This is a genomic window from Rathayibacter sp. VKM Ac-2835 (assembly GCF_013266705.1).
GTDB lineage: Bacteria > Actinomycetota > Actinomycetes > Actinomycetales > Microbacteriaceae > Rathayibacter.
On record NZ_JABSNQ010000002.1, the window covers coordinates 354,002 to 374,056 of the forward strand.

The following is a 20,055-nucleotide window of genomic DNA, read 5'->3' on the forward strand; positions in this document are numbered from 1 at the left end:
TCACGCCTTCGACCCTGCCACGTCGGCGCCCGTCGGCTCGAGGGCCCCGACCAACTCCAGCGACACCGTCGCGAAGGAGTGCGGCGGCAGCGTCACCCGCAGGCCGGTCGCCGTGGTCTCCAGCCCCTCGAGCGCGACCGGGCTGACCGCGTCGGCGTCGCCCGGCCGGTTGTGCGCCTGGGGCGAGTCGGCGGTGAGGAGCCGCCCCGTCGCTCCGGTCACGGAACCGCCGCGGAAGGACAGCTCGATCTCCAGCGGCTCGTCGAGGTCGACGTTGGTCATCGAGACCAGCACGCGCCCGTCCTTCACCGAGGCGGAGGCGGAGGCGAGCGCGATCTCGCGCCCGTCGACCGCGCGAGTGGGCCCGGCGACCGTGGTCGGCAGCACCGTCGCGTCCTGGTGCCCCTTGTTCATCTCGAACACGTGGTACGTCGGCGTCCGCACCATCTCGCCGCCGTCGGGGTCGGTCAGCAGCATCGCCTGCAGCACGTTGACGGTCTGCGCGATGTTCGCCATGGAGAGCCGGTCGGCGAAGGCGTGGAAGACGTCGAAGTGGATCCCCGCGACCATCGCGTCGCGGATGGTGTTCTGCTGGAAGAGGAAGCCCGGGTGCGTGCCCGGCTCCACGTCCCACCAGGTGCCCCACTCGTCGAGCACCATCCCGTACTTCTTCTCGGGGTCGTGCACGTCCATCACGGCGGCGTGCGAGCGCAGCAGCTCCTCGATGCCCTGCGCGGCGACGATCGTGCTCCAGTAGGTGTCCGCGTCGAAGTCGGTCGCGCTGCCCTTCGCGTGCCAGCTGCCGCCGATCGTGTAGTAGTGCACCGAGACCGACTCCCACGGCACGGAGGAGAAGGGGTGCCCCTCGATCTCGGGGATCACCTCCATCAGCGTCTGCGTCCAGTGCGTGTCCGCGCCGTCGGCGCCGGCCGCGATCCGGTGCAGCGGCACGTCGTTGCCGCTCTGCACGAAGGTGCCGAACTGGCGGGCGAGGTCGGCGTAGGCGCCGGCGCGCATGTTGCCGCCGCAGCCCCAGGTCTCGTTGCCGAGCCCCCAGTAGCGGACGGTCCACGGCTCCTCGCGGCCGTGCGAGCGGCGGAGGTCGGCCATCGGCGACTTCCCGGAGCCGGTGAGGTACTCGACCCAGTCGGCCATCTCCTGCACGGTGCCGGAGCCGATGTTGCCGGAGATGTAGGCGTCGGCGCCGAGCAGCTCGCAGAGCGCCATGAACTCGTGGGTGCCGAAGGAGTTGTCCTCGGCGACGCCGCCCCACTGGGTGTTGATCAGGCCGGGGCGCTCCTCGCGCGGGCCGATGCCGTTGGTCCAGTGGTAGCGGTCGGCGAAGCAGCCGCCGGGCCAGCGGAGGTTGGGGATGTCGAGGGCGCGCAGGGCCTCGACGACGTCGAGGCGGATCCCGCCGGCGTTCGGGACGGGCGAGTCCTCGCCGACCCAGAAGCCGTCGTAGATGCAGCGGCCGAGGTGCTCGGCGAAGTGGCCGTAGACGTGCTTGCTGATGGTGGCGCCGGGCCGGTCGAGGTCGACGGTGACGGTGGTGTTCACGGGGTGCTCCAGGGTGGTGGCGGGCGATTCGGCAGTGGTCGGGACGGCGGCGCTCATGCGGCGGCGCTCACGCGGCGGCGCTCACGCGGCGGCGCTCATGCGTCGACGCGGACGAGCCGCAGGACGATCGCGCGGTCGGCGTGGAAGGTCGGCAGGTCCAGGCCCGCCTCGCCCAGCAGGCTCCCCGAGTAGGCGGGGGCCGGGGCGTCGGAGTCGAGCGGCACGGTCGCCTCCAGCCAGCGCGGGCTCTGCCAGGGCGGTCCGAGCGAGCCGGGGCGCGCGGCCTCGACGCGGTACCGGGCCCGCGGGTCCAGGCCCGGGAGGCGGACGCGGCGGCGCGAGTCGGCCGTCAGCGCGGGTGTGACCAGCGTGTAGAGCGCCTCCGAGCCGTCGGTCGCGACGACGCCGCGCAGCGACGGCGCGTCGGGGTCGGAGTCGCCACTGCCGACGACCCGGCCCGTCGCGATCAGCGCGCGGTGCTCGCGGTACGCCGCGATCCAGCCGGCCAGCACCGGCTCCTCCTCGGCGTCCAGCTCGCGGAGGTCCCACTCGAGGCCGAAGTGGCCGAGGAAGGCGATCGCGCAGCGGGTGTGCAGGTCGCTGGTGCGGCTGGTGACGGAGTTGACCGGCGAGGCGACGTGCGAGCCGAGCATCTCCGGCGGCACGAGCAGCCCGGTCCAGCGCAGCATCCGCGAGCGGTCCAGCGGGTCCTGGTTGTCGGAGGTGTGCACGCGGTCGGTGCGCTCGAGGATCCCGAGGTCGACGCGGCCGCCGCCGGAGGCGCAGCTCTCGATCTCGAGCTCGGGGTGCCGCTCGCGCAGCTCATCGATCAGCCGGTACAGCGCGAGCGTCTGCTCGTGCACGGCGGCGGCGCCGGTGGCGGGGTGGCCGGCGTCGATCAGATCGCGGTTGTGGTCCCACTTGAGGTACGCGACGCCGAGGTCGGCGACCAGCCCGTCGAGCACCCCCAGGATGTGCGCGAACGCGTCCGGGTTGGTCAGGTCGAGCACCTGCTGGAAGCGGAACCGCGGCGGCAGCTCCTCGCGGGCGCGCAGGATCCAGTCGGGGTGCGCGCGGGCGAGGTCGGAGTCCTCGTTGATCATCTCGGGCTCGACCCAGAGGCCGAACTCCATACCCCGGCTGCGGACGTGCTCGGCGAGGGGGAGGAGGCCGTCCGGCCAGGAGGCGGGGTCGGGCGTCCAGTCACCGAGGCCCGCGCGGTCGTCGCTGCGGCCGAGGAACCAGCCGTCGTCGAGCACGTAGCGCTCGACCCCGAGGGCGGCGGCCCGGTCGGCCAGCTCGGCGAGGGTCGCGAAGTCCTGCTCGAAGTAGACCGCCTCCCAGACGTTCAGGGTGACGGGGCGCGGGCGGCGCGAGGAGCGGGAGCGCTCGCGGAGGAAGGCGTGGAAGCGGGCCGACGCGGCGTCGAGGCCGTGGCCGAAGCTCCCGGAGATCCAAGGGGAGGAGTAGCTCTCGCCGCTCGCGAGGCGGACCTCGCCGGGGAGGAGCAGCTCGCCGCCGCGGAAGGCGAGCCAGCCGTCGCCGCGCTCCACGGCGTGCTCGTGGTTGCCGCCGATGCCGACGTGGCAGAGCCAGACCCGTCCGTCGGCCGCGTCGAAGCCGGGGGTGCCGATCGCGACGACCGTCGTCGCGTCCAGGCCCGTGCGGCCGCGCCGCGAGGAGCGCGAATGGGTGCCGGTGACGACGGGGTGGCGCTGCGGGATCTTCTCGGTGCCCCAGCGGCCGGAGAAGTCCAGGATCTCGCGCGCCTCGGTCGGGATCCGCAGGGCGGGGTCGACGCCGATCACGTCGAGGTGCCCGGCGCCGTCGTTGCGGACGGAGACGCGGGTCCGGAGGAGGCCGGCTGGCGAGAGAACGATCTCCAGCACGACCCCGATTCCGGCCTGCGCGTCGTGCGCCTCGACCGCGACGGAGGCGCTCCCGCGTTGCACGACGGCGCCCTCCGCGAGGGCCTCGCCGGCCACCGAGACGGCGTCCACGGTGAGCCGCGGCGACCAGCCGGCGCCCGCTCGGTGCACCCGGAGTCCGGGCAGACCGGCCCAGCCGAAGGTGTGCTCGGGGAGGATCCCGGGCTCGTAGGGCACGTCGGAACCGCCGTCCATCCCCGTCCTCTCGGGGGTTCTTGCGAAACCGGCGAGGTCGTCGTCGCTCGCGTCGATCCGCGGACCCCAGTGCAGCAGCACGGGCAGGTCGCCTCCCGACTGAGTGAGGAGGGCGGACACGTCATCGGCGACGAGATGGATCACTCTCGGGGATTGCATGATGACATTCCTACCGTCGATCCTGGGCTGAGTACAGTGAGAGATCGATCTCGACCTTCGCCTCCCTCCGCAGGGCGCCGGTCCGCACACCCCACCCACTCGACGACGAGGAGCACCCATGCCGCTGACCCACCCGGCCCCGCACGAGTCCCGCCTGGAGCGCGGAGTGCTCGACGCGCGGCGGCGGCTCAACCGCGACTACCTGCTCTCGCTGAGCGACGAGGGGCTGCTGCAGAACTTCCGCATCGAGGCCGGGATCGGCGACCAGGGCTGGCATCTGCACCCGTCCCAGGAGTCGCGCGAGGCCCGCGGTCTCGACCGGCACTGGGGCTGGGAGACACCCGGCTCGCAGCTGCGCGGCCACTTCCTCGGCCACTGGCTCTCGGCCGCGGCGCGCGAGGTCGCCGTCACCGGCGATCCGCTGCTCCGCGCCCGGATCGACTCCGTGCTCGACGGCCTCGAGCGCTGCCAGGAGGAGAACGGCGGCGGCTGGATCTGGGCGATCCCGCGCGGCTACCTCGACCGCCTGGCGACCGGCCGCCCGATCTGGGCGCCGCAGTACGCGATGCACAAGCTGCTGATGGGCCTCGTCGATCTGCACCTCGACCTCGGCGACGAGCGGGCGCTGCGGATGGCGCGGGCGGCGACGGCCCCGCTGCTGGAGTGGGTCCGCGGCTTCGACGACGACGCGTTCCAGGAGATCCTCGAGGTCGAGACCGGCGGCATGCTCGAGGTCTGGGCCGACCTGCTCGCGATCACCGGCGACCCGGTCTACGCCGAGCTGCTCGAGCGCTACGACCGCCGCTCGCTCTTCGAGGGTCTCCTCGAGGGCCGCGACGTGCTCACGAACATGCACGCCAACACCACGATCCCCGAGGTGCTCGGCGCCGCCCGCGCCTACGAGGTCACCGGCGACGAGCGCTGGCGGCGGATCGTCGAGGCCTACTGGGAGCAGGCGGTCGTCCTCCGCGGCACCTTCTGCACCGGCGGCCAGACCTCCGGCGAGATCTGGACGCCGCCGTTCGAGTTCGCCGCCCGCCGCGGCGAGAAGACGCAGGAGCACTGCACGGTCTACAACATGATCCGGCTGGCCGACGTGCTGCTGCGCTGGACGGGCGACCTCGCCTACGCCGACTACATCGAGCGGAACCTCTGGAACGGCCTGCTCGCCCAGCAGCACCCCCGGACCGGGATGGTCGCCTACTTCCTCCCGCTGGAGGGCGGCGCCCGCAAGGACTGGGGCAGCCCGACCGAGGACTTCTGGTGCTGCCACGGCACGCTGGTGCAGGCGCACACCCGCCACTCCGTTCTGGTCTTCTACCGCGGCGGCGACGCCGAGCTGACGATCGCGCAGCACGTCGACGCGAGCGTCCGCGTGGCGACCGTCGCGGGCGAGGCGTCCGTGCGGGTCGAGGTGCTCGACAACGCGGGCTACGTGGGGCCGGATGCGAACGCGGGGGCCGCGGGCGATGCGCATCGGCCCTCCGCCTCGCGGATCCGCATCGAGGTGGAGTCGGCGGAGGGGGTCGCGCTGCAGGTGCGGGTCCGGGTGCCGGAGTGGACCGTCGGCGCGCCGGGGATCGCGGGCGACGCCGCGCGGGTCCGGACCGTCGAGGGCGCGCTCCTGCTCGAGCACCCGGGCGGCCGCACCAGCGTCGACCTCGCCTTCGGCACGGAGATCCGCGCCGTGTCGATCCCGGACGAGCCCGGCACCGTCGCGTTCGTCGAGGGTCCGGTCGTGCTGGCCGGCCTCGTCGACCGCGAGGTGAGCCTCCGCGGCCGCCTCGAGGACGCCCCCGCGCTGCTCGCCCCGGACAACGAGCGGCAGTGGACCCAGTGGCTGCGCGGCTACCGCACCCTCGGCCAGCCCGCCGCCATCCGCTTCCGGCCTCTGCACGAGGTCGTCGACGAACCCTTCTCGCTCTACTTCCCGGTCTCGGCCGGGAGCTGATGGACAGGACCCCCTCCGTGACCTGCGCTCCGCGCTCATGACCGCCTCCACCACCGCCGCTTCCGCCACCCGGGCGATGCCCCGCGGCCGGCTGCTGCTGCCGATCTTCGCGATGCTCGTCGGCTTCGGGCCGCTCACCATCGACCTGGTGCTGCCCTTCCTGCCGACGCTGCAGGACGACCTCGGCGTCTCGGTCGCGACCGCCCAGCTGGTCGTCACCGGCGCGACCTTCGGCTTCGCGGCCGGCCAGCTGATCTCGGGTCCGCTCAGCGACGCGGTCGGCCGCAAGTGGCCGCTCGGCGTCTCGGCGGCGCTGCACATCGCGGCGAGCCTCGTCGCGGCGATGACCTCGGACACGGCGGTGCTGCTCTCGGCCCGCTTCGTCCAGGGCGCCGCCTGCACCGCGGCCGGCGTCGTCGTCACCGCGATCGTCCGCGACCTCTACAGCGGCAAGCGGCTCGTGACGATGCTCGCGAACCTCGCCGTGATCGTGTCGGTCTTCCCGATCCTGGTGCCCTCCGTCGGCGCGCAGCTGACCAAGGTGATCGACTGGCGCGGCTCTTTCCTCGCGGTCGCCGCCTGGGGAGCGCTCGCGACCGTGATCGCGCTGCTGGTGCTGCCCGAGACGCTGCCTCGCGAGCGGCGGCACCAGGGCGGGCTCGGCCCGTCGCTGCGGAACTCGTTCGGGATGCTGAGGCGGCCACGGGTGCTGGCGCTCGCCGCCGCGTCGGCCGCCGGCTGGTCGGTCGGCTTCGCCTACCTGGCGACCGCGCCCTTCCTCTACACGAACGTCTACGCGGTGGGGCCGGACCTCTACGGGCTGCTGTTCCTGGTCACCTCGCTCGTGACGATCGCGGTCGGGCAGACGACGGGCCGAGTGATCGTGCCGCGGTTCGGACCGCGGTTCGCGATGTTCGCGTCCGCGATCGTCACGGGTGTCGGCGCCGTCGTGGTCGCGGTGCTCGCCCTCACCGGGACGCAGCCGCTGCTCGTCGTCGTCGGCGCGCTCACCTTCGCGCTCGCCGGGCGCTCGCTCGGCTTCGCGCCGGTGCAGTACCTGTCGCTCCAGGGCCCGTCGAGCGAGGCGGGGAGCGTCACGGCGATCCTCGGCACGGTCAGCTTCACGGCGGCCGGCCTGGTGATGCCGGTGATGGGCGCGTGGGCCGAGATCTCGCTGATCCCGTTCGCGATCCTCCTGCTCGTCGCGGCGCTCGTCGAGGGCGGAGTGGCGCTGCTGTTCCGGCCGGGGTCGCGGCGCTTCGATCCGGGCGCGCGGCGGCTCGAGGACGAGCCGCGGCCGGCGGAGTCGACCAGCCCCGCGGACGAGAAGCACTGACATGACCCTCCAGGAAGGATCCACCGTGGAACTCCGCTCCGGCGACTACACCCTGCGCGCCCGCGCGGGCGGCCTCGAGGTGCTCGCGGGCGAGCACGTCCTCTACGCGAACGACCGCCCGCTGCGCGTCACGGTGAAGACCGTCACCGCGATCAGCGAGTACTCCGGCGCGCCCTACGACGACGTCTCGGTGGCGGACGGCGCGCTCACCGCCACCGGCACGATCATCGCGCGCTCGGGCTCGTCCTTCGCCGTCACCGACGTCTGGCGCGTCACGGGCGCGGGCTTCTCCGTGCACCGCGAGGTCGAGGTGCTCGCGGCCGGCGGCGACCTCGGCTTCGCCACGGCGATCTCCCTCGGGCTGACCGGGTCCGCCGACCTCCGCGACTACGAGTGCTTCGCGCCCGGTGCCTGGTACCGCGACAACGCCTTCGGCCCGGCCGACGCGATGGGCCGCGACCCCGGCGGCGAGTACTTCTGGCGCACCGAGACGCACTACGCGCTGCCGCTCTTCGCCGCGCAGAGCCTCGCGGACGGCGAGACCGTGGCGCTCTCGCGCTGGGCGGCCGACGTCACGCTGCCGCGCCTGGACGTGGTCCGCTCGGAGAACTTCACCGACCCGGAGTGCACCGTCGGCTCGATCGGCCTGAGCCGCCCGCAGGGCACCACGCTGAACTACCTCTACTACGGCTTCGGCGTGCGGACCCCGCTCGACGAGGAGCCGGCCGGCCTCTCGATCGACTACGTCTACCCCGGCGCCGACGGCGAGCGCCCGGTCGACAACCCCTACTCCGGGCTCGACTACGACGCGGCGCCGAAGTCGCTGCAGCGGGTGAACCACCCGGTCGAGGTCGGCTTCCGCCAGCGCTACGCCGTGGCCGTCGATCTCGGCCGCCACGACGACTTCGCGACGATGATGCGCGCCACCTGGCGCAGCGCCTATGCGCGCCTCCGCGACGACCTGTTCGAGGTCGACAACGAGCGGCACTTCCACCACGGCATGGCGATCCTGCAGCGGCTCACCCGCCGCTACGGCGACGCCTGGGGGCTGCCGTTCGCCTGCCAGCTGCCGGACCTGGACGTCTCGAGCGTCTCGTTCCAGTTCGGCTTCGTCGGCCAGCAGCCCGGCATCGGCTACCAGCTGCTGCGCTACGGCGACCGCGAGGGCGTGCCCGAGGCGTTCGAGCAGGGCGTCGGCATCGTCGACTTCTGGGCGCGGACCGCGCTGCCGGAGTCGGGCCCGCCGCGGATGTGCTTCAACCCCTCCCTCGGCGGTTTCGAGCCGTACCCGCACTACCTGCGGATGCTCGCCGACGGCGTCGAGGCGATCCTCGACGCCTACCTGCACCTGCGCGGCCTCGGCGACGACCGCGCGCTCTGGCTCGAATTCTGCCGGCGGACGGCCGACTGGCTGCTCGAGGTGCAGGACGCCGACGGCAGCTTCCACCGCGCCTACAACGCCGACGGCTCGGTGCGGATGGACTCGCGCTCGAACACCCCGAGCGTCATCCGCTTCCTCGTGCAGCTGCACCTGGTGACGGGGGAGGCGCGCTACCGCGAGTCCGCGGTGCGCGCCGGCGAGTGGTCGTTCGCGAACATCCACCGCACCCTGGAGTACCGCGGCGGCACCTGCGACAACGCCGACATCCAGGACAAGGAGGCCGGCATCTACGGACTGTTCGGCTTCCTCGCCCTCTACGACCTGACCGAGGAGCACCGCTGGCTGGAGGGCGCCGTCCGCGCCGCCGACTACACCGAGACCTGGACCTACGCGTGGTCCTTCCCGGTGGTCGCGCCCTGGGCGCATCCCTTCAACCGGTACTCGATCAGCGGACAGAGCATCATCACCCTCGGCGGCGGCGCCGACGTGTACATGGCGGCCTGCTCGTACAGCTACTACCGGCTGTCCCTGATCACCGGCGACGACCACTACCGGGACGTCGCCGAGTTCCTGCACCGCAACACCCGCCAGTCGACCGACGTCGACGGCAGCATCGGCTACGCGATGCCCGGCCTCGGCCACGAGAGCGGCGACTTCGCGACCCAGACGCTGCGCAGCCACCACCACTGGCTGCCCTGGTGCACCTTCGTCGAGGTCGACCCGTCCTCGCGCCTGCGCGACACCTTCGGCGTCTACGAGATCGCCGACGCCCAGCGCCTGCCGCCGGCCGAGCTGGCGGTGCGCAACCGCGTCTACGACCACTACGGGCGGCCGCGGAGCTGACCCGACCCCGCCCGGTCACCTCCGGCTCGCGAAACCACCTCCGGCTCGCTGAATTCGGCCGTTTCCGCGTGCCGATGCGTGTTCCACGCGCCGGAGGTCACCCCGGCCGACCTCCGGCTCGCGAATTCACGTCCAGCTCGCTGGTTTCGGCGGTTTCAGCGTGCTGAAGCGTGGTCCACGTGCCGGAGTCACGCCAGCGGACCTCCGGTTCGTGATTCCCGTCAGCGCCGGCCCCCTCGTCCTCGCCCTGACCGCCGCGACCGTCGAAGCGGCAGAGGAGCTGGCGGCGTTTCGCCCGGCGGCCGGATGCAGACCCCGATGCTCGGCGTGCTCGATGAGGCGGCGAACGTCTGCCGCTGACGGGACCTCCCCGACCTCTGCAGCCACTTCGGATCCCGAGGCGTCCCAATCATGTCGGTGTTCCAGTCCTGGTCCCAAGGCGTGAGCGTGTTCGGGCGAGAGGGCATGGACAAGCTGTGGTCGGCCGCGAACGCGAAGATCTACGCCGGCGGAATCTCCGAGACGGGCTTCTTGCGGATGGTGTCGGAACTGATCGGCACTTACGGAGCACTCGTGCCCTACCTCAACGACATCATCGGTGATCTCGCAACGCGGCCGTTCGAGCAGATCCCACTCGAAGCAGTCAGCACCGCGAAGCACGCCCTCATCGACTACGTCGGCGTCGCCATCGCAGGGAGCCAGCACCCCGACGTCCGCAACGCGGCGAACTTCATCCCGAGCCTTCGGCCGGCCGACCCTGCTGCCGTGCTGGGCACGATTCTTCGCTCTCAGACCGACCAGGCAGCGCTGCTCGACGGATTTGCGGCACACGTCTACGACTACGACGACTTCTCGATCATCAACCACCCGACCGCACCTGTCGCGCCGGCCTCCTTCGCGGTCGCGGAGGCGAGCGGAACAACCGGCGCGGACGTGATCCGTTCGTACGTTCTAGCGGGAGATCATGTACCGCATTGGACGCGAGTGCCTCCCCTTCACCACCGAGCAGGGATGGCACACCAAGGGGGTGTTCGGGGTTCTCGGCGCCAGTGTCGCGGCATCGATCGCCGCACACCGACCCCGCAGACGAAATCGCCGCGGCGCTCGGCATCGCCGCATCCGAAGCCAGCGGGCTCCGAGGCAACTTCAGGTCGCCCGTGAAGCCGCACCACTGCGGCATGGCCGCCCGCACCTGCATCTGGTGCGCAGACCTCGCCCACGCTGGACTGAGACCTACGCCGACGATCCTTGAAGGCGTCGACGGCTTCTTCCAGCTGTTCGGCGGAGTCGCAACCAACACGGTGGAATACGACGACACGGAGAGCTGGAGCATCCTCGATCCCGGGATCCACTTCAAGCGCTACGCCTGCTGCTCGAGCATGGGGCCAGCCTTGGATGCCCTTTTGGAGTCGCCGGAAGTCGCTGGATTGGATCCTGCAAGCATCATCAGCGTAGAGGTGGGTGAGACGCCGTGGGCCTACAACGAACTGATCTACAGCTCGCCGGCCTCAGCGACCGGGGCGAAGCTCTCTATGGAATACGCGGTTGCCGCGGCTCTCGTTTGCCTCAAAATCTTCAACGACGACGCCGCGGTGCTCAACCCGGAGATCCAGTCGTTGATGTCCCGAGTGCGCACCCGAGTTGACGAGGAGTTCGCCGCCCGAGACTTCAACGCCGACGCATCGGTGAAGATCGTCGTCACCCTCGAAGACGGAACCTCGATACGCCTTCTCCGCGAATACGCGAAGGGCAACGTGCGCAGCCCGCTGACCGAGGACGAACTGAGAGAGAAGTACGACGCACTGGTCGCTCCCGTCATCGGTGCGAGCTGTACAGAGAAATTGCTCATCGCCTATGGCACCTTGAAGACGTGGACGACGCCACAAGCTTGTTCTAGAGCCACCAGTGCGCCCGGACGGAGACTGTGGGTGATGCATGACCTCCGGCGAAGACCACGGAGATGACGTGTCGATGATGTTCAACTGCGCAGCTGTCCGGCAGGCTGGTGATCGAGGACCATCCAACAAAGAGCCCTCGAGGTTAGAACTGCTGCCCTTCAACCCGCGCCTTCCACTCCGCACCTGCCTCGCCGAGACCACAGCCGCGATTCGGCTTCACACGAGAAGAGCTTGCACCATGATTGAGATCGAGTTTCTGCCGATCGGTGAGGAAACCAACACCGGTGACGCGATCCTGCTCCACTTCACCGAGCCGTCCACAGGCGGGGACCGCGTCGTCCTCATCGACGGAGGCTTCACCGACACGAGCGACGACATCGCCTCGCACGTCCGTCAGTTCTATGGGACAGGTCACATCGACCTGATGGTCTGCACGCACCCGGACAGCGACCACATCGACGGCCTGTTCGGGGTCTTCGACGAACTCACCGTCGGCGAGCTGCTGATCCATCGCCCAAGCGAACACGGCTACCGGTCGGACGACGTGAAATCAGCTCGCGTCGACGAGCTCATCACGCTCGCCCGCACATTCGGCACGACGGTGACCACCAACGCCTGGGCCGGGCACACCTTCTTCACCGGCGCCCTCATGATCGCTGGCCCGACCCGCGAGTACTACCGCGCCCTCCTGGCCGAGCAGTCCGGCTCGGCCACCAAATCATCCGGCAGCTTCTCGTCCTTCTTGAGAGCATCAGCCGCAGCGATCAAGAACGCCCTGACTCCCCGATCGACCGATCCCGGTGAGGGTGAGTTGACCGACAACGGCGGCACTACCGCACGCAACAACAGCAGCATCATCCTCGACTTCCAGCTCGACGGCTATCGTGCGCTCTTCACCGGCGACGCCGGCGTACCCGCACTGAACCCAGCCGTCGACGCGGTGGCCGCCGCCTACCGCTCGACGGCCAGCCCAGACTTCTTCGACGTCCCCCATCACGGATCTCGTCACAATCTCGACTCCGCGACACTCGACCGTCTCGTTGGACCCATCGTCGGCGACACCGCCAACCACACGGCCCTGGTCAGCGTCGGGAAGAAGGCAGACGAGTTTCCCCGTGCGGAGGTGGCCAACGCGCTCAAGCGCCGGGGATACATCGTCGGCGCGACACGAGGACAGAAGATTTGCTTCTCCCGCGACGCGACGCCTCGGACCGGATGGGTCCCGATGACCCCTCTACCCTGGGTGGAACCGGAGGACTGACGGCGTGGACCGCTACCAGCGAACAACCCAACTGGTCCCTGCGGCCGCAGCGGTCGCGCCCCTGAGCTTCGCCACTGTTGTCACTTTTCGGTGGGAGCACCTCCCGCCGTCGATCGTCACATGTCTCGCTACCGCGGGATTTCATCTCGTCATCATGAGACTGATCCGCGACAAAGGGAACAAGGTCCAAGACCGGCTTTGGAAAAAGTGGGGTGGACACCCGACGGCACTTCGGCTCCGCTGGAGCTCAGCAACCGATCATCAAGCCCACACCGAGCTTCACCGCCGAGTCCAAACGATGACAGGCACGAAGCTACCCAAGGCCGCAGCCGAGCGCGCCAACCCGGCTCAGGCAGACGCTACCTACGAACGCGCAGTAGCACGCCTTCGAGAAATGACCCGAGACCGCACTCGCTACCATCGAGTCTTCTCCGAGCTGCTCGAGTACAGCACCGCGAGGAATCTGCTCGGCGTGAAGCCGTGGGGCCTCACCATCTCCATAGGAGTTCTCGCACTCGCGGCTGGCGCTGCCGTGACGAACACGCTCGGTCTCACCGATTTCTCCTGGCTCCCGATGATCCTCAGCGGCGCTGGAGCTCTCGCATCGAGTGCACTCTGGACCGCCATCATCACGCCGGCCTACGTCAAGCGCCCTGCCGCAAGGTATGCGGAGGCCCTTCTTAACGCGGCAGCCGGGCCACAAAACTGACATAATATACGTATCGGATATTGCAGAAAAGGCTGGAAGAAAGCTCATCCTGCTTTAGTGAGGTGGTGACGCTGGCGCCGCGACGGTCATCCCGCTAGCTCCGCTTGACTGTCAGCGATGAGGGCTCGACGCCGACAGCCTGGTCAGCGGTAAGTGCATCGCCGCTCTCTCTGGTTTGCCTTACCGCACCAACCCCGCGGGTGATCTGACGACTGCGGCGCAGAGTGAGGCATCCTGAACCTCGCCAACTTCGCGGGCCGCAGCAATGGCCCAGGATCTCGTGGACCTAGCAGCTTCATCGAAAAGAATCGCGGTCGGTCGCGTGGATTGCGCGCGGTCGTACTCCGGCACGATCTTCCCGCTCCGACAGTTCACGCGCAGACCCCCGCGTTGCTGGATAGCAGGATGGGCCGCGTTGGTGTGTTCGAATGCGTTTCCTCTAGACGGGGCGAAGGGGGCAGCTCTCAGCAATCACGACCAATGACACGCAGCCGTTAGCCAGAATGAGCGCTCAGATCACCCGCGGAAGGCCATCTATCCCATAGGGGGCGAAGAAATTCCGGGATGGGCAATTCGTTTTCCAGTAGGGGACCAAAGATATAGCCGCCGATTGCCCGACCGAAAGGTTGCGCGAGTACGCGATGTCGCCCGTCCGACGTGAGACCAACCACTATCAGGGCCTCGTCGCGCCCTCCCTGCAAGTCCTCATCGAATACCTCTTGATTGCTCGGAAGGAGTAAGCCTGGCGGTGCTCCGACCAGCATGCCTTTTGATCCTGGATACCCCAGCCACATTTCGGAGGAATAAATTGCTCCGTCGAATTGCCAAGCGCCGACGCTTTCTACAATCGCCGCTATATGCACCTCGCGAGGATCGTCGCGGTTGAATGGTACAGGAAATAGGCGACCGCGCCCCTCGCCAAAAAGCATCAAAATGGGGCCAGCATAGCCATCCGCGCGAAGAAATTGTTTTGACAACTTCATTCTGTCGTCTGCATGGGAGATGGGATCACCCGAGAATTTAGGCGGCTGCCCGTACCGTTCAATACCTGCCGGCGCGCTTTCCTTGTCGTATTCGTACGAGAGAAACCCGATTTGGGCCACCTTGCCTGTCTCGAGATTGAGTATCGTAGTTGACGCAGGATTGCCAGGGCCTAAGCAATGCAAGTCGCGATCAATGCGACTTGTCACACAATCACGATTGAAGTCCCCGACAGCGCAATCCGCAACACCGCTCGCCGCATGCGCCCGCTCGATTATTTCTGCAACGCCGTAATACATCTCTCGCAATGCTGCAACCAGCTCGTAGTCGGGAAGCTGATCATCAACCCAGCGACGTTCTACGCGAATCCAACCTTTTCTGCTTTTGTGGTCTTCGGATTGAGCCTGCTGAAACGCTGCGATAAGCATCTCGGGGGACGCTGACGGCGGTACCGCAAAGGCATCCTCGTAACCCAGTCGATGAGTGTCATAGACGCCCACTCTTGCCTGACTTAGCGTCGCAAGGTCTTCTTCCTTTACAATGCGATTCCGCGCAGTTACCCCCCAGCCGAGAACAGGATTCTTCCTTGCTCGATCTTGCCAAGCACCATACCACTCGTCAAAATCTGACCACTTATCCTTCTTTTTCTGAAGAAGGAATGTGACACCACGGGAGTTTTGAATAGCAGAATTTAGGTAGCGCCGAAATTCGTTCTCGTCGAAATAATTTTCAACGACCCGATGTATATCCTCGTGGAAGTCCATCAGGCGACGGTGTGCGCTCAAGCAAGGGCACGCCTCCGGTGGAAAATTTGTCATAGGAAGACAGTAGTGCTCGTAGTCCCGAACAGGACGGCCTTCTCGACCGCGCTGCTGGCCTGGAGACCGCGTAGGACTCCGCGTGTGGCGCTCTGGCTGTTGACGTGTCACTAGCAATAAGTTCCCAGGAGCGCCACGGGTGCGGCGCACGCCTCCTTATCGATTGGCGCTCCGCGGAGCGCCGGCGTCGAGGGAAGGGTGCCAGAGGCTGCCGACGGCACCTGTGCGCACACGGGTCCTTCGAGATTCCTTCCCGCCGCGCTGTTCTTGAAACCGCCGACCGCGGTCCCGGGGGAATCGCGCACCCCCCAGCGCGAGGTTCGGCCGCCAGGAGCGAGATCACGCGAAACGACCGCCGCTGGCCGGCGCCGCCGAGAATCGTTTGGCACCGCCCAGGGTGCGCGGAAGAAAGCCGACCGGCTTAGGTATTTGAGAATTACGCTCTTCTCAAATAGGCCGCAGCGCGCTTTGTGCCCGACGTCGCATGCAGTCTTAAGGTTGAGGCCGTAGCGCAAGAACCCGTCGAACACGATCAAGATCCTTGAGAGCGAGCGCGGCCCCAGGGTTGATGCTGCGCAACAACAGGGTTGTGTCTTTGAGGCGCCGAGCATGTTGAACGCGAAAAGTCTGTTCGTGATGACCGACTCTGTTACGGAGGCGTCGCAAACGCTCTAGCGCAAGGCCGACCGCGTAACCGTCTTCTACACCTTTAGGCAAACCTGACGGCAGGTGAGGTTGCCAACTCTTGGTCAAGTCAGGAGTGAGCCCGGGGAACGCCGAACTGAGACCATGGATCCATAAATTCTCGCGTCCCGTTAGCCCGGATCCTCGCAACGCCCTGTTAGCCGGTGGGTCCACCGGGAAGAGGTAAACGAGGCTTCCAAATTCTAGTTGAGCAACGCGATCGTCGAACATGACCGGGGCTCCGCGGCGCGGATGCGTACTCGCGCGACGTAGGCTCGCCTGATTTGCTCGGTACAACGTGTCGCCTGCCGCCTTCTTGACCAGACCAGATAGCGGATTCGGGGCGTCATCGAGCCAATTCTCTGATCGCCCCTGACGCACATTCCAGTCTCGTAGGGCGTGATCCACAGCGTTTCGGACGATTGCTTCCGTATAGGCCAGGGTCTCGTACCATGCAGAGCTCAGTGAGACCTGCCATGCGTAGAGCGCAGCAATCGCGGGTCGGCTGACGTCTGCTGGCGCGAGGCCGGCCGCCCGTGCCCACTCGTCGGCATAGGTCGCCAGACGTGCGTCGTTCATTGCGGCAATCAGCCTCTGCGGCATCGCATCCCCCGAAAACTGCAAAAGCCCCACATGATGTGGGGCTTTCACACTAGTAACGAACAGATCCTGTCTGCCGTTGTTCATGGTAAAGCTAGCACACGACGCCGCCCCTGGTCGAGCCTGTCGTCAGCGGCTGAGGTCTCCGCGATCGGCGCCCGGCCCCTGGCCCCGGCCGCGGCGCGTCTGCGGCATAGTGCTCGTCGGCGCCTTCGACGTGACGGCACCGCTGGGCGGGGTGGCGTGTGCGGTGTCGGCGCTCAGGCGCGCCTCAATGACGTGCGGGGGAACTCCTTTGGCTTCCATCGCTCCGATGGTCGACTGACGCCGCTCGGCACTGTCGTAGGCGACTTCGCCGGCTTCCCGTGTTGCGGCCGCGCGCGCATCGGTCGCGGGAAGCGTGGAGCCGACCGACGCTCCATTGGTGCTTTGCGCGGAGTCCTGGCGTTCGGCGGGGCCGTCGTCGCGGAAAAGCTCCACCTGAGCGCGTGCGTCGTCGGCGAGGTCACGCAGCTCGGCGGGAGTCGCGTCAGCGGTGCCGCCGGCGGCGGCGTCGCGGTCGTAGTCGTGGGCGCGCGCTTCGAGCTGGGCTGCCATGTGCGCCGGACCGTTGTCGACGTCGGCCGCGCCTGGGGTGTCTCGAGCTGCGGTGTCGCCGCGGGCGTCGTTGGCGCGGTCGAGCCGTTCGGCTTCCGCAATGAGCTGCCGCGCCTCCGTCAGTTCGGCGCCGGCGCGGGTGCGCTCGGGGGCGACTGTGTCTTTCCATTCCTCGACCAGCGCCGCTCGCGTGGCGGCGACGGCGGCGGGGTCGGGGGTGCTGACCTGGCCGGCGTCGTTCCAGTCGATCGATGTCTGCACCCGGTAATCCTGGAACCCGGAGGGGTCGGCGTCGCGCTTCCACTCCTCGGCCGCGGACAGCTCGACGGTGGCGACGTCGCCGGCCAGCGCGGCGCGGTAGTCGGCGAGCAGGGCGCGCTGCGCGTTCACGTCTGGCTCGGCACGACCGCCTACCTGCAGGGTGATGCGGTCGCGCGCCTGTGCCAGACCGGATGAACGGCGTGCCGGAGACCTCGGCCGTTTCGTGAAGATCTCCGGCGATCCTCCGACCCGAGGTTCCACGTCCGGCTCGCCGGATCCGTCGGTTCCCGCGTGCCGAGGCGCATCCCGCATGCCAGGAGTCACCCCGGCGGAACCTCCGGCTCGCGGAGTCAGATCCGGCTCGCCGGATCCACCCGTTTCCGCGTGCCCAGACGCGTTCCGCGAGCCGGAGGTCACCCTCGCACCCTCAGCCGCGCCACTCCACGTCCACGCGCACCGCCTCCGCGCCGAGCGGCAGCCCGGCCGACACCTCGCGCCCGTCGACCCGCAGCACCGCGTCGCGGAGCGTCCGCAGCCGCGTCCCGCCCGCCGGCGCCAGCCACTCCGCGCCCGGCACCCGCCGCACCGTCAGCGACGCGCGTCCCGGCGACCACTCCAGCCGGTCCACGACCAGCCCGCCGCGCGCCCGCAGCCCCGTCACCGCACCGCGCGCCCACACCGACGGCAGCGCGGGCAGCACCGTCAGCGACTCGTCGTCCGACCCGAGCAGCATCGCCGCGACCAGTCCCGGCAGCCCGCCGCTCGCGTCGAGGTTGAAGATCCGCCCCGCGTCGTGCCGGGTCGTGAGCGTCGGCGACCAGTGCTCGACCGCCAGCCACTCCGCACAGGTCAGCGCCGACTCCGCATCGCCCAGCGCCGCGGCCGCCGTGCCGACCTGCACCAGCCCGAACGCCATCTCCATCCGTCCGGGAGGAGCCGTCGGCGCCTCCGCCCGCCACGCGATCTTCGCCGCCACGGTCGCCGCCGCGGCGGCCCGCAGCTCCACCGCAGCCGCACCGTCCCCCTCGAACGCCGCATCGCCCCCGTACCAGAGCGGGTACAGCTGCGAGGCGTGCCGGTGCGCGATCTCCTCTGCGAACCGCGGGTCGATCCACTCCGCCAGCGTGCCGTCCTCCGCCACGCGGTACTCCGGCAGCTCGGCGACCACCCGCGCCCAGCGCTCGTCGAGCGAGTCGTCGCCGCGCGCCCGCCCGAGCAGCGCCGTCGCCCGCGCGGCGTCGCGCAGCACCGCGACGTCGATCGTCGCGTCGACCGCCAGCGGCGAGCGCGCCCCACCGGGCGTGTTCTCGGGGGAGTAGGACGGCACGATCCGCCGCACCCCGTCGACCACGGTCGTCCCGGTCTCGGCGAAGCGGAGCACGCCCTCGGCCAGCTCCCACAGCCGGTCGTCCACGATGCCGCGGTCGCCCGTCGCGGCGACGGCGTCGGCGGCGAGGCGCAGCACCCAGCCGCCGCAGCCGGTCCAGAACAGGTGCGGGTAGCTCGCCGCGAAGTGGTCCGCGCGGCCGTGCGTCGACATCCGCGACGGCAGGAGCATCCCCTCCGCTCCGTAGACCAGGCGCGCGTTCTCGCGGTAGTCGTCGAGGTGCGGCAGCACCAGCTCCAGGATCGACAGCGCCAGCTCCGGCGTGCCGGTCGGGATCATCCCGGCCATCGCCCCGTTCTGCACGTTGCCGTTGAGCGTGTAGTCGGCCGACCAGGCCGGCCGCCAGGTCCCCTGCCAGACGCCCTGCAGCGTCGGCGGCAGCTCGCCGGTCGAGGCGACGATGTTCGCCCGGCCGCTGAGGTAGGCCAGCTCGACGACGCGGCGGCGCGCGCCCTCGTCGCCGGCGCGGGCCTCGTCCCAGAGGTCCTCGGTGAGGACGGCGGAGGAGGCGCCGGCCAGGTCGAGCGCGGAGGCGCCGACGAGGCGGCCGTGGCCGTCGCGCTGCGCCGCGCGCAGGTCGGTCCACGACAGGTCGTCCGCCACCGGCTCCTCGTCCGAGAGCGACAGGTCGAGGCGGAGGAGCCGGGGCGCGCCGGCCGCGACCGGCGCGACCGAGCGGGTGACCGCTCCGTCGACCTCCCACGGCGTCCCGGTGGCGGCGGTGACGACCGCGCGGACGCGCTCGCCCCCGGTCTCCGCGCTGCCGGTGCCGGCGAGGGCGACGAGCCGCCCGACCACCCCGCCCTCGACGCTCGCCTCGACGACCGCCGACGCGTCCGGGACTCCGGTGTCGAACGAGGTCGCGTCGCCCGCGCCCAGCCCGAGCGCGACGACGCTCTCGCTGTCGCGGTCGGACTCCACGCACAGCCGGACGCTCTCGCCGCCGTGCGGGGCGAGCAGCCGCACCGCGTGCCGCCCGCCGTCGAGGTCGACCCACTCGACGGCGACCTCACCCAGCAGTGGGGCGATCAGGCGGCGGCTCGAGGCGACGCCGCCGGCCGTGCGGATCGAGACCGTCGCGCAGATCCCGAGCGGGTCGGTCCAGATCAGCCCGCCGTCGTAACCGCTGGAGCGCGCCCCGCGGGTCAGGGCCTCGCTCGCCGCGTCGGCGTCGCCGGCCAGCAGGGCGCTGCGCAGCTCCTCGCGCACCCCGGCGAGCTCGGGTGCGGCGGGCCGCGCGTTGACGGGCAGGAAGTACCGCTCGTGCGCCAGGGACACGGTGAGTGCATCGGCCGGGCCGTGCACGACGGCGCCGACGCGGCCGCTGCCGACGATCAGCCCCTCCTCCCAGGTGGGAGCGGCGGTGGCGGTGACGAGGAGGTCGGTGCGCGACGATGCGCTGTCGATCGAGGAGATGATCGGTTCCTTTCGGGCTCGAGGGAGCGCCTGATATGTTGCCTGGAACTTCAAATTACCTCTCCCGGTGCGACGGCGCGCGGGAGTCGA

Annotated in this window: 12 protein-coding genes; 7 read left to right on the top strand and 5 right to left on the bottom strand. The window is 69.4% G+C overall.

From position 1 onward, the window contains the following. Together HRK28_RS09550 and HRK28_RS09555 are read right to left on the bottom strand one after the other, a co-directional pair. Nucleotides 1-1,617 (bottom strand): alpha-N-arabinofuranosidase, encoded by a 1,617-nt coding sequence (locus HRK28_RS09550; protein WP_173251250.1) that lies wholly within the window; start codon nucleotides 1,615-1,617, stop codon nucleotides 1-3. 38 nt (nucleotides 1,618-1,655) lie between these two features. Then, complete coding sequence (locus tag HRK28_RS09555) at nucleotides 1,656-3,842, bottom strand: alpha-galactosidase (protein ID WP_173251252.1); 2,187 nt, start codon at nucleotides 3,840-3,842, stop codon at nucleotides 1,656-1,658. A gap of 118 nt (nucleotides 3,843-3,960) precedes the next feature. Here HRK28_RS09555 and HRK28_RS09560 point away from each other — a divergent pair, with 118 nt between their 5' ends. From HRK28_RS09560 to HRK28_RS09590, 7 genes are all read left to right on the top strand, one after another. Then, entirely contained in the window at nucleotides 3,961-5,793 is a 1,833-nt protein-coding gene (locus HRK28_RS09560; protein ID WP_173251254.1) for a beta-L-arabinofuranosidase domain-containing protein, read from the top strand. Between the two features lie 37 nt (nucleotides 5,794-5,830). After that, nucleotides 5,831-7,129 carry an MFS transporter gene (locus tag HRK28_RS09565; RefSeq protein WP_173251255.1) on the top strand — a complete coding sequence of 433 codons (1,299 nt, stop codon included), beginning with the start codon at nucleotides 5,831-5,833 and terminating at the stop codon, nucleotides 7,127-7,129. A gap of 25 nt (nucleotides 7,130-7,154) precedes the next feature. Next, nucleotides 7,155-9,353, top strand: a complete 2,199-nt coding sequence (locus tag HRK28_RS09570; protein ID WP_173251257.1) for a hypothetical protein — start codon at nucleotides 7,155-7,157, stop codon at nucleotides 9,351-9,353. Nucleotides 9,354-9,764: 411 nt separating this feature from the next. Then, entirely contained in the window at nucleotides 9,765-10,514 is a 750-nt protein-coding gene (locus HRK28_RS09575; protein ID WP_367948382.1) for an MmgE/PrpD family protein, read from the top strand. Beyond that, nucleotides 10,403-11,317 carry an MmgE/PrpD family protein gene (locus HRK28_RS20120; protein WP_173251259.1) on the top strand — a complete coding sequence of 305 codons (915 nt, stop codon included), beginning with the start codon at nucleotides 10,403-10,405 and terminating at the stop codon, nucleotides 11,315-11,317. Before HRK28_RS09575 ends, HRK28_RS20120 begins: the two co-directional genes overlap by 112 nt. A 172-nt stretch (nucleotides 11,318-11,489) precedes the next feature. Further along, nucleotides 11,490-12,512: a ComEC/Rec2 family competence protein gene (locus HRK28_RS09585; protein WP_173251260.1), complete on the top strand. Its 1,023-nt coding sequence runs from the start codon at nucleotides 11,490-11,492 to the stop codon at nucleotides 12,510-12,512. 4 nt (nucleotides 12,513-12,516) lie between these two features. Then, nucleotides 12,517-13,221, top strand: coding sequence for a hypothetical protein (locus HRK28_RS09590; RefSeq protein WP_173251261.1), 705 nt, complete (start codon nucleotides 12,517-12,519; stop codon nucleotides 13,219-13,221). Nucleotides 13,222-13,715: 494 nt separating this feature from the next. Here HRK28_RS09590 and HRK28_RS09595 read toward each other — a convergent pair whose 3' ends face one another. From HRK28_RS09595 to HRK28_RS09605, 3 genes are all read right to left on the bottom strand, one after another. Next, the gene (locus HRK28_RS09595) at nucleotides 13,716-14,966 is read right to left on the bottom strand and encodes a hypothetical protein (RefSeq protein WP_173251263.1); all 1,251 of its coding nucleotides are present in this window, start codon (nucleotides 14,964-14,966) and stop codon (nucleotides 13,716-13,718) included. Nucleotides 14,967-16,433: 1,467 nt separating this feature from the next. Beyond that, nucleotides 16,434-17,291, bottom strand: coding sequence for a hypothetical protein (locus HRK28_RS09600; protein ID WP_173251264.1), 858 nt, complete (start codon nucleotides 17,289-17,291; stop codon nucleotides 16,434-16,436). A gap of 298 nt (nucleotides 17,292-17,589) precedes the next feature. Then, on the bottom strand, nucleotides 17,590-20,019 hold the full coding sequence (locus tag HRK28_RS09605) for a glycoside hydrolase family 95-like protein (RefSeq protein ID WP_173251265.1): 2,430 nt from the start codon (nucleotides 20,017-20,019) through the stop codon (nucleotides 17,590-17,592). Nucleotides 20,020-20,055: the final 36 nt, after the last annotated feature.

What these genes read in the sequence shown, in the direction of transcription:
- HRK28_RS09565 (WP_173251255.1), top strand. Translation starts at nt 5,831, where the DNA reads ATGACCGCCTCCACCACCGCCGCTTCCGCCACCCGGGCGATGCCCCGC.
- HRK28_RS09555 (WP_173251252.1), bottom strand. Translation starts at nt 3,842, where the DNA reads ATGCAATCCCCGAGAGTGATCCATCTCGTCGCCGATGACGTGTCCGCC.
- HRK28_RS09575 (WP_367948382.1), top strand. Translation starts at nt 9,765, where the DNA reads ATGTCGGTGTTCCAGTCCTGGTCCCAAGGCGTGAGCGTGTTCGGGCGA.
- HRK28_RS09560 (WP_173251254.1), top strand. Translation starts at nt 3,961, where the DNA reads ATGCCGCTGACCCACCCGGCCCCGCACGAGTCCCGCCTGGAGCGCGGA.
- HRK28_RS09550 (WP_173251250.1), bottom strand. Translation starts at nt 1,617, where the DNA reads ATGAGCGCCGCCGTCCCGACCACTGCCGAATCGCCCGCCACCACCCTG.
- HRK28_RS09585 (WP_173251260.1), top strand. Translation starts at nt 11,490, where the DNA reads ATGATTGAGATCGAGTTTCTGCCGATCGGTGAGGAAACCAACACCGGT.
- HRK28_RS09595 (WP_173251263.1), bottom strand. Translation starts at nt 14,966, where the DNA reads ATGGACTTCCACGAGGATATACATCGGGTCGTTGAAAATTATTTCGAC.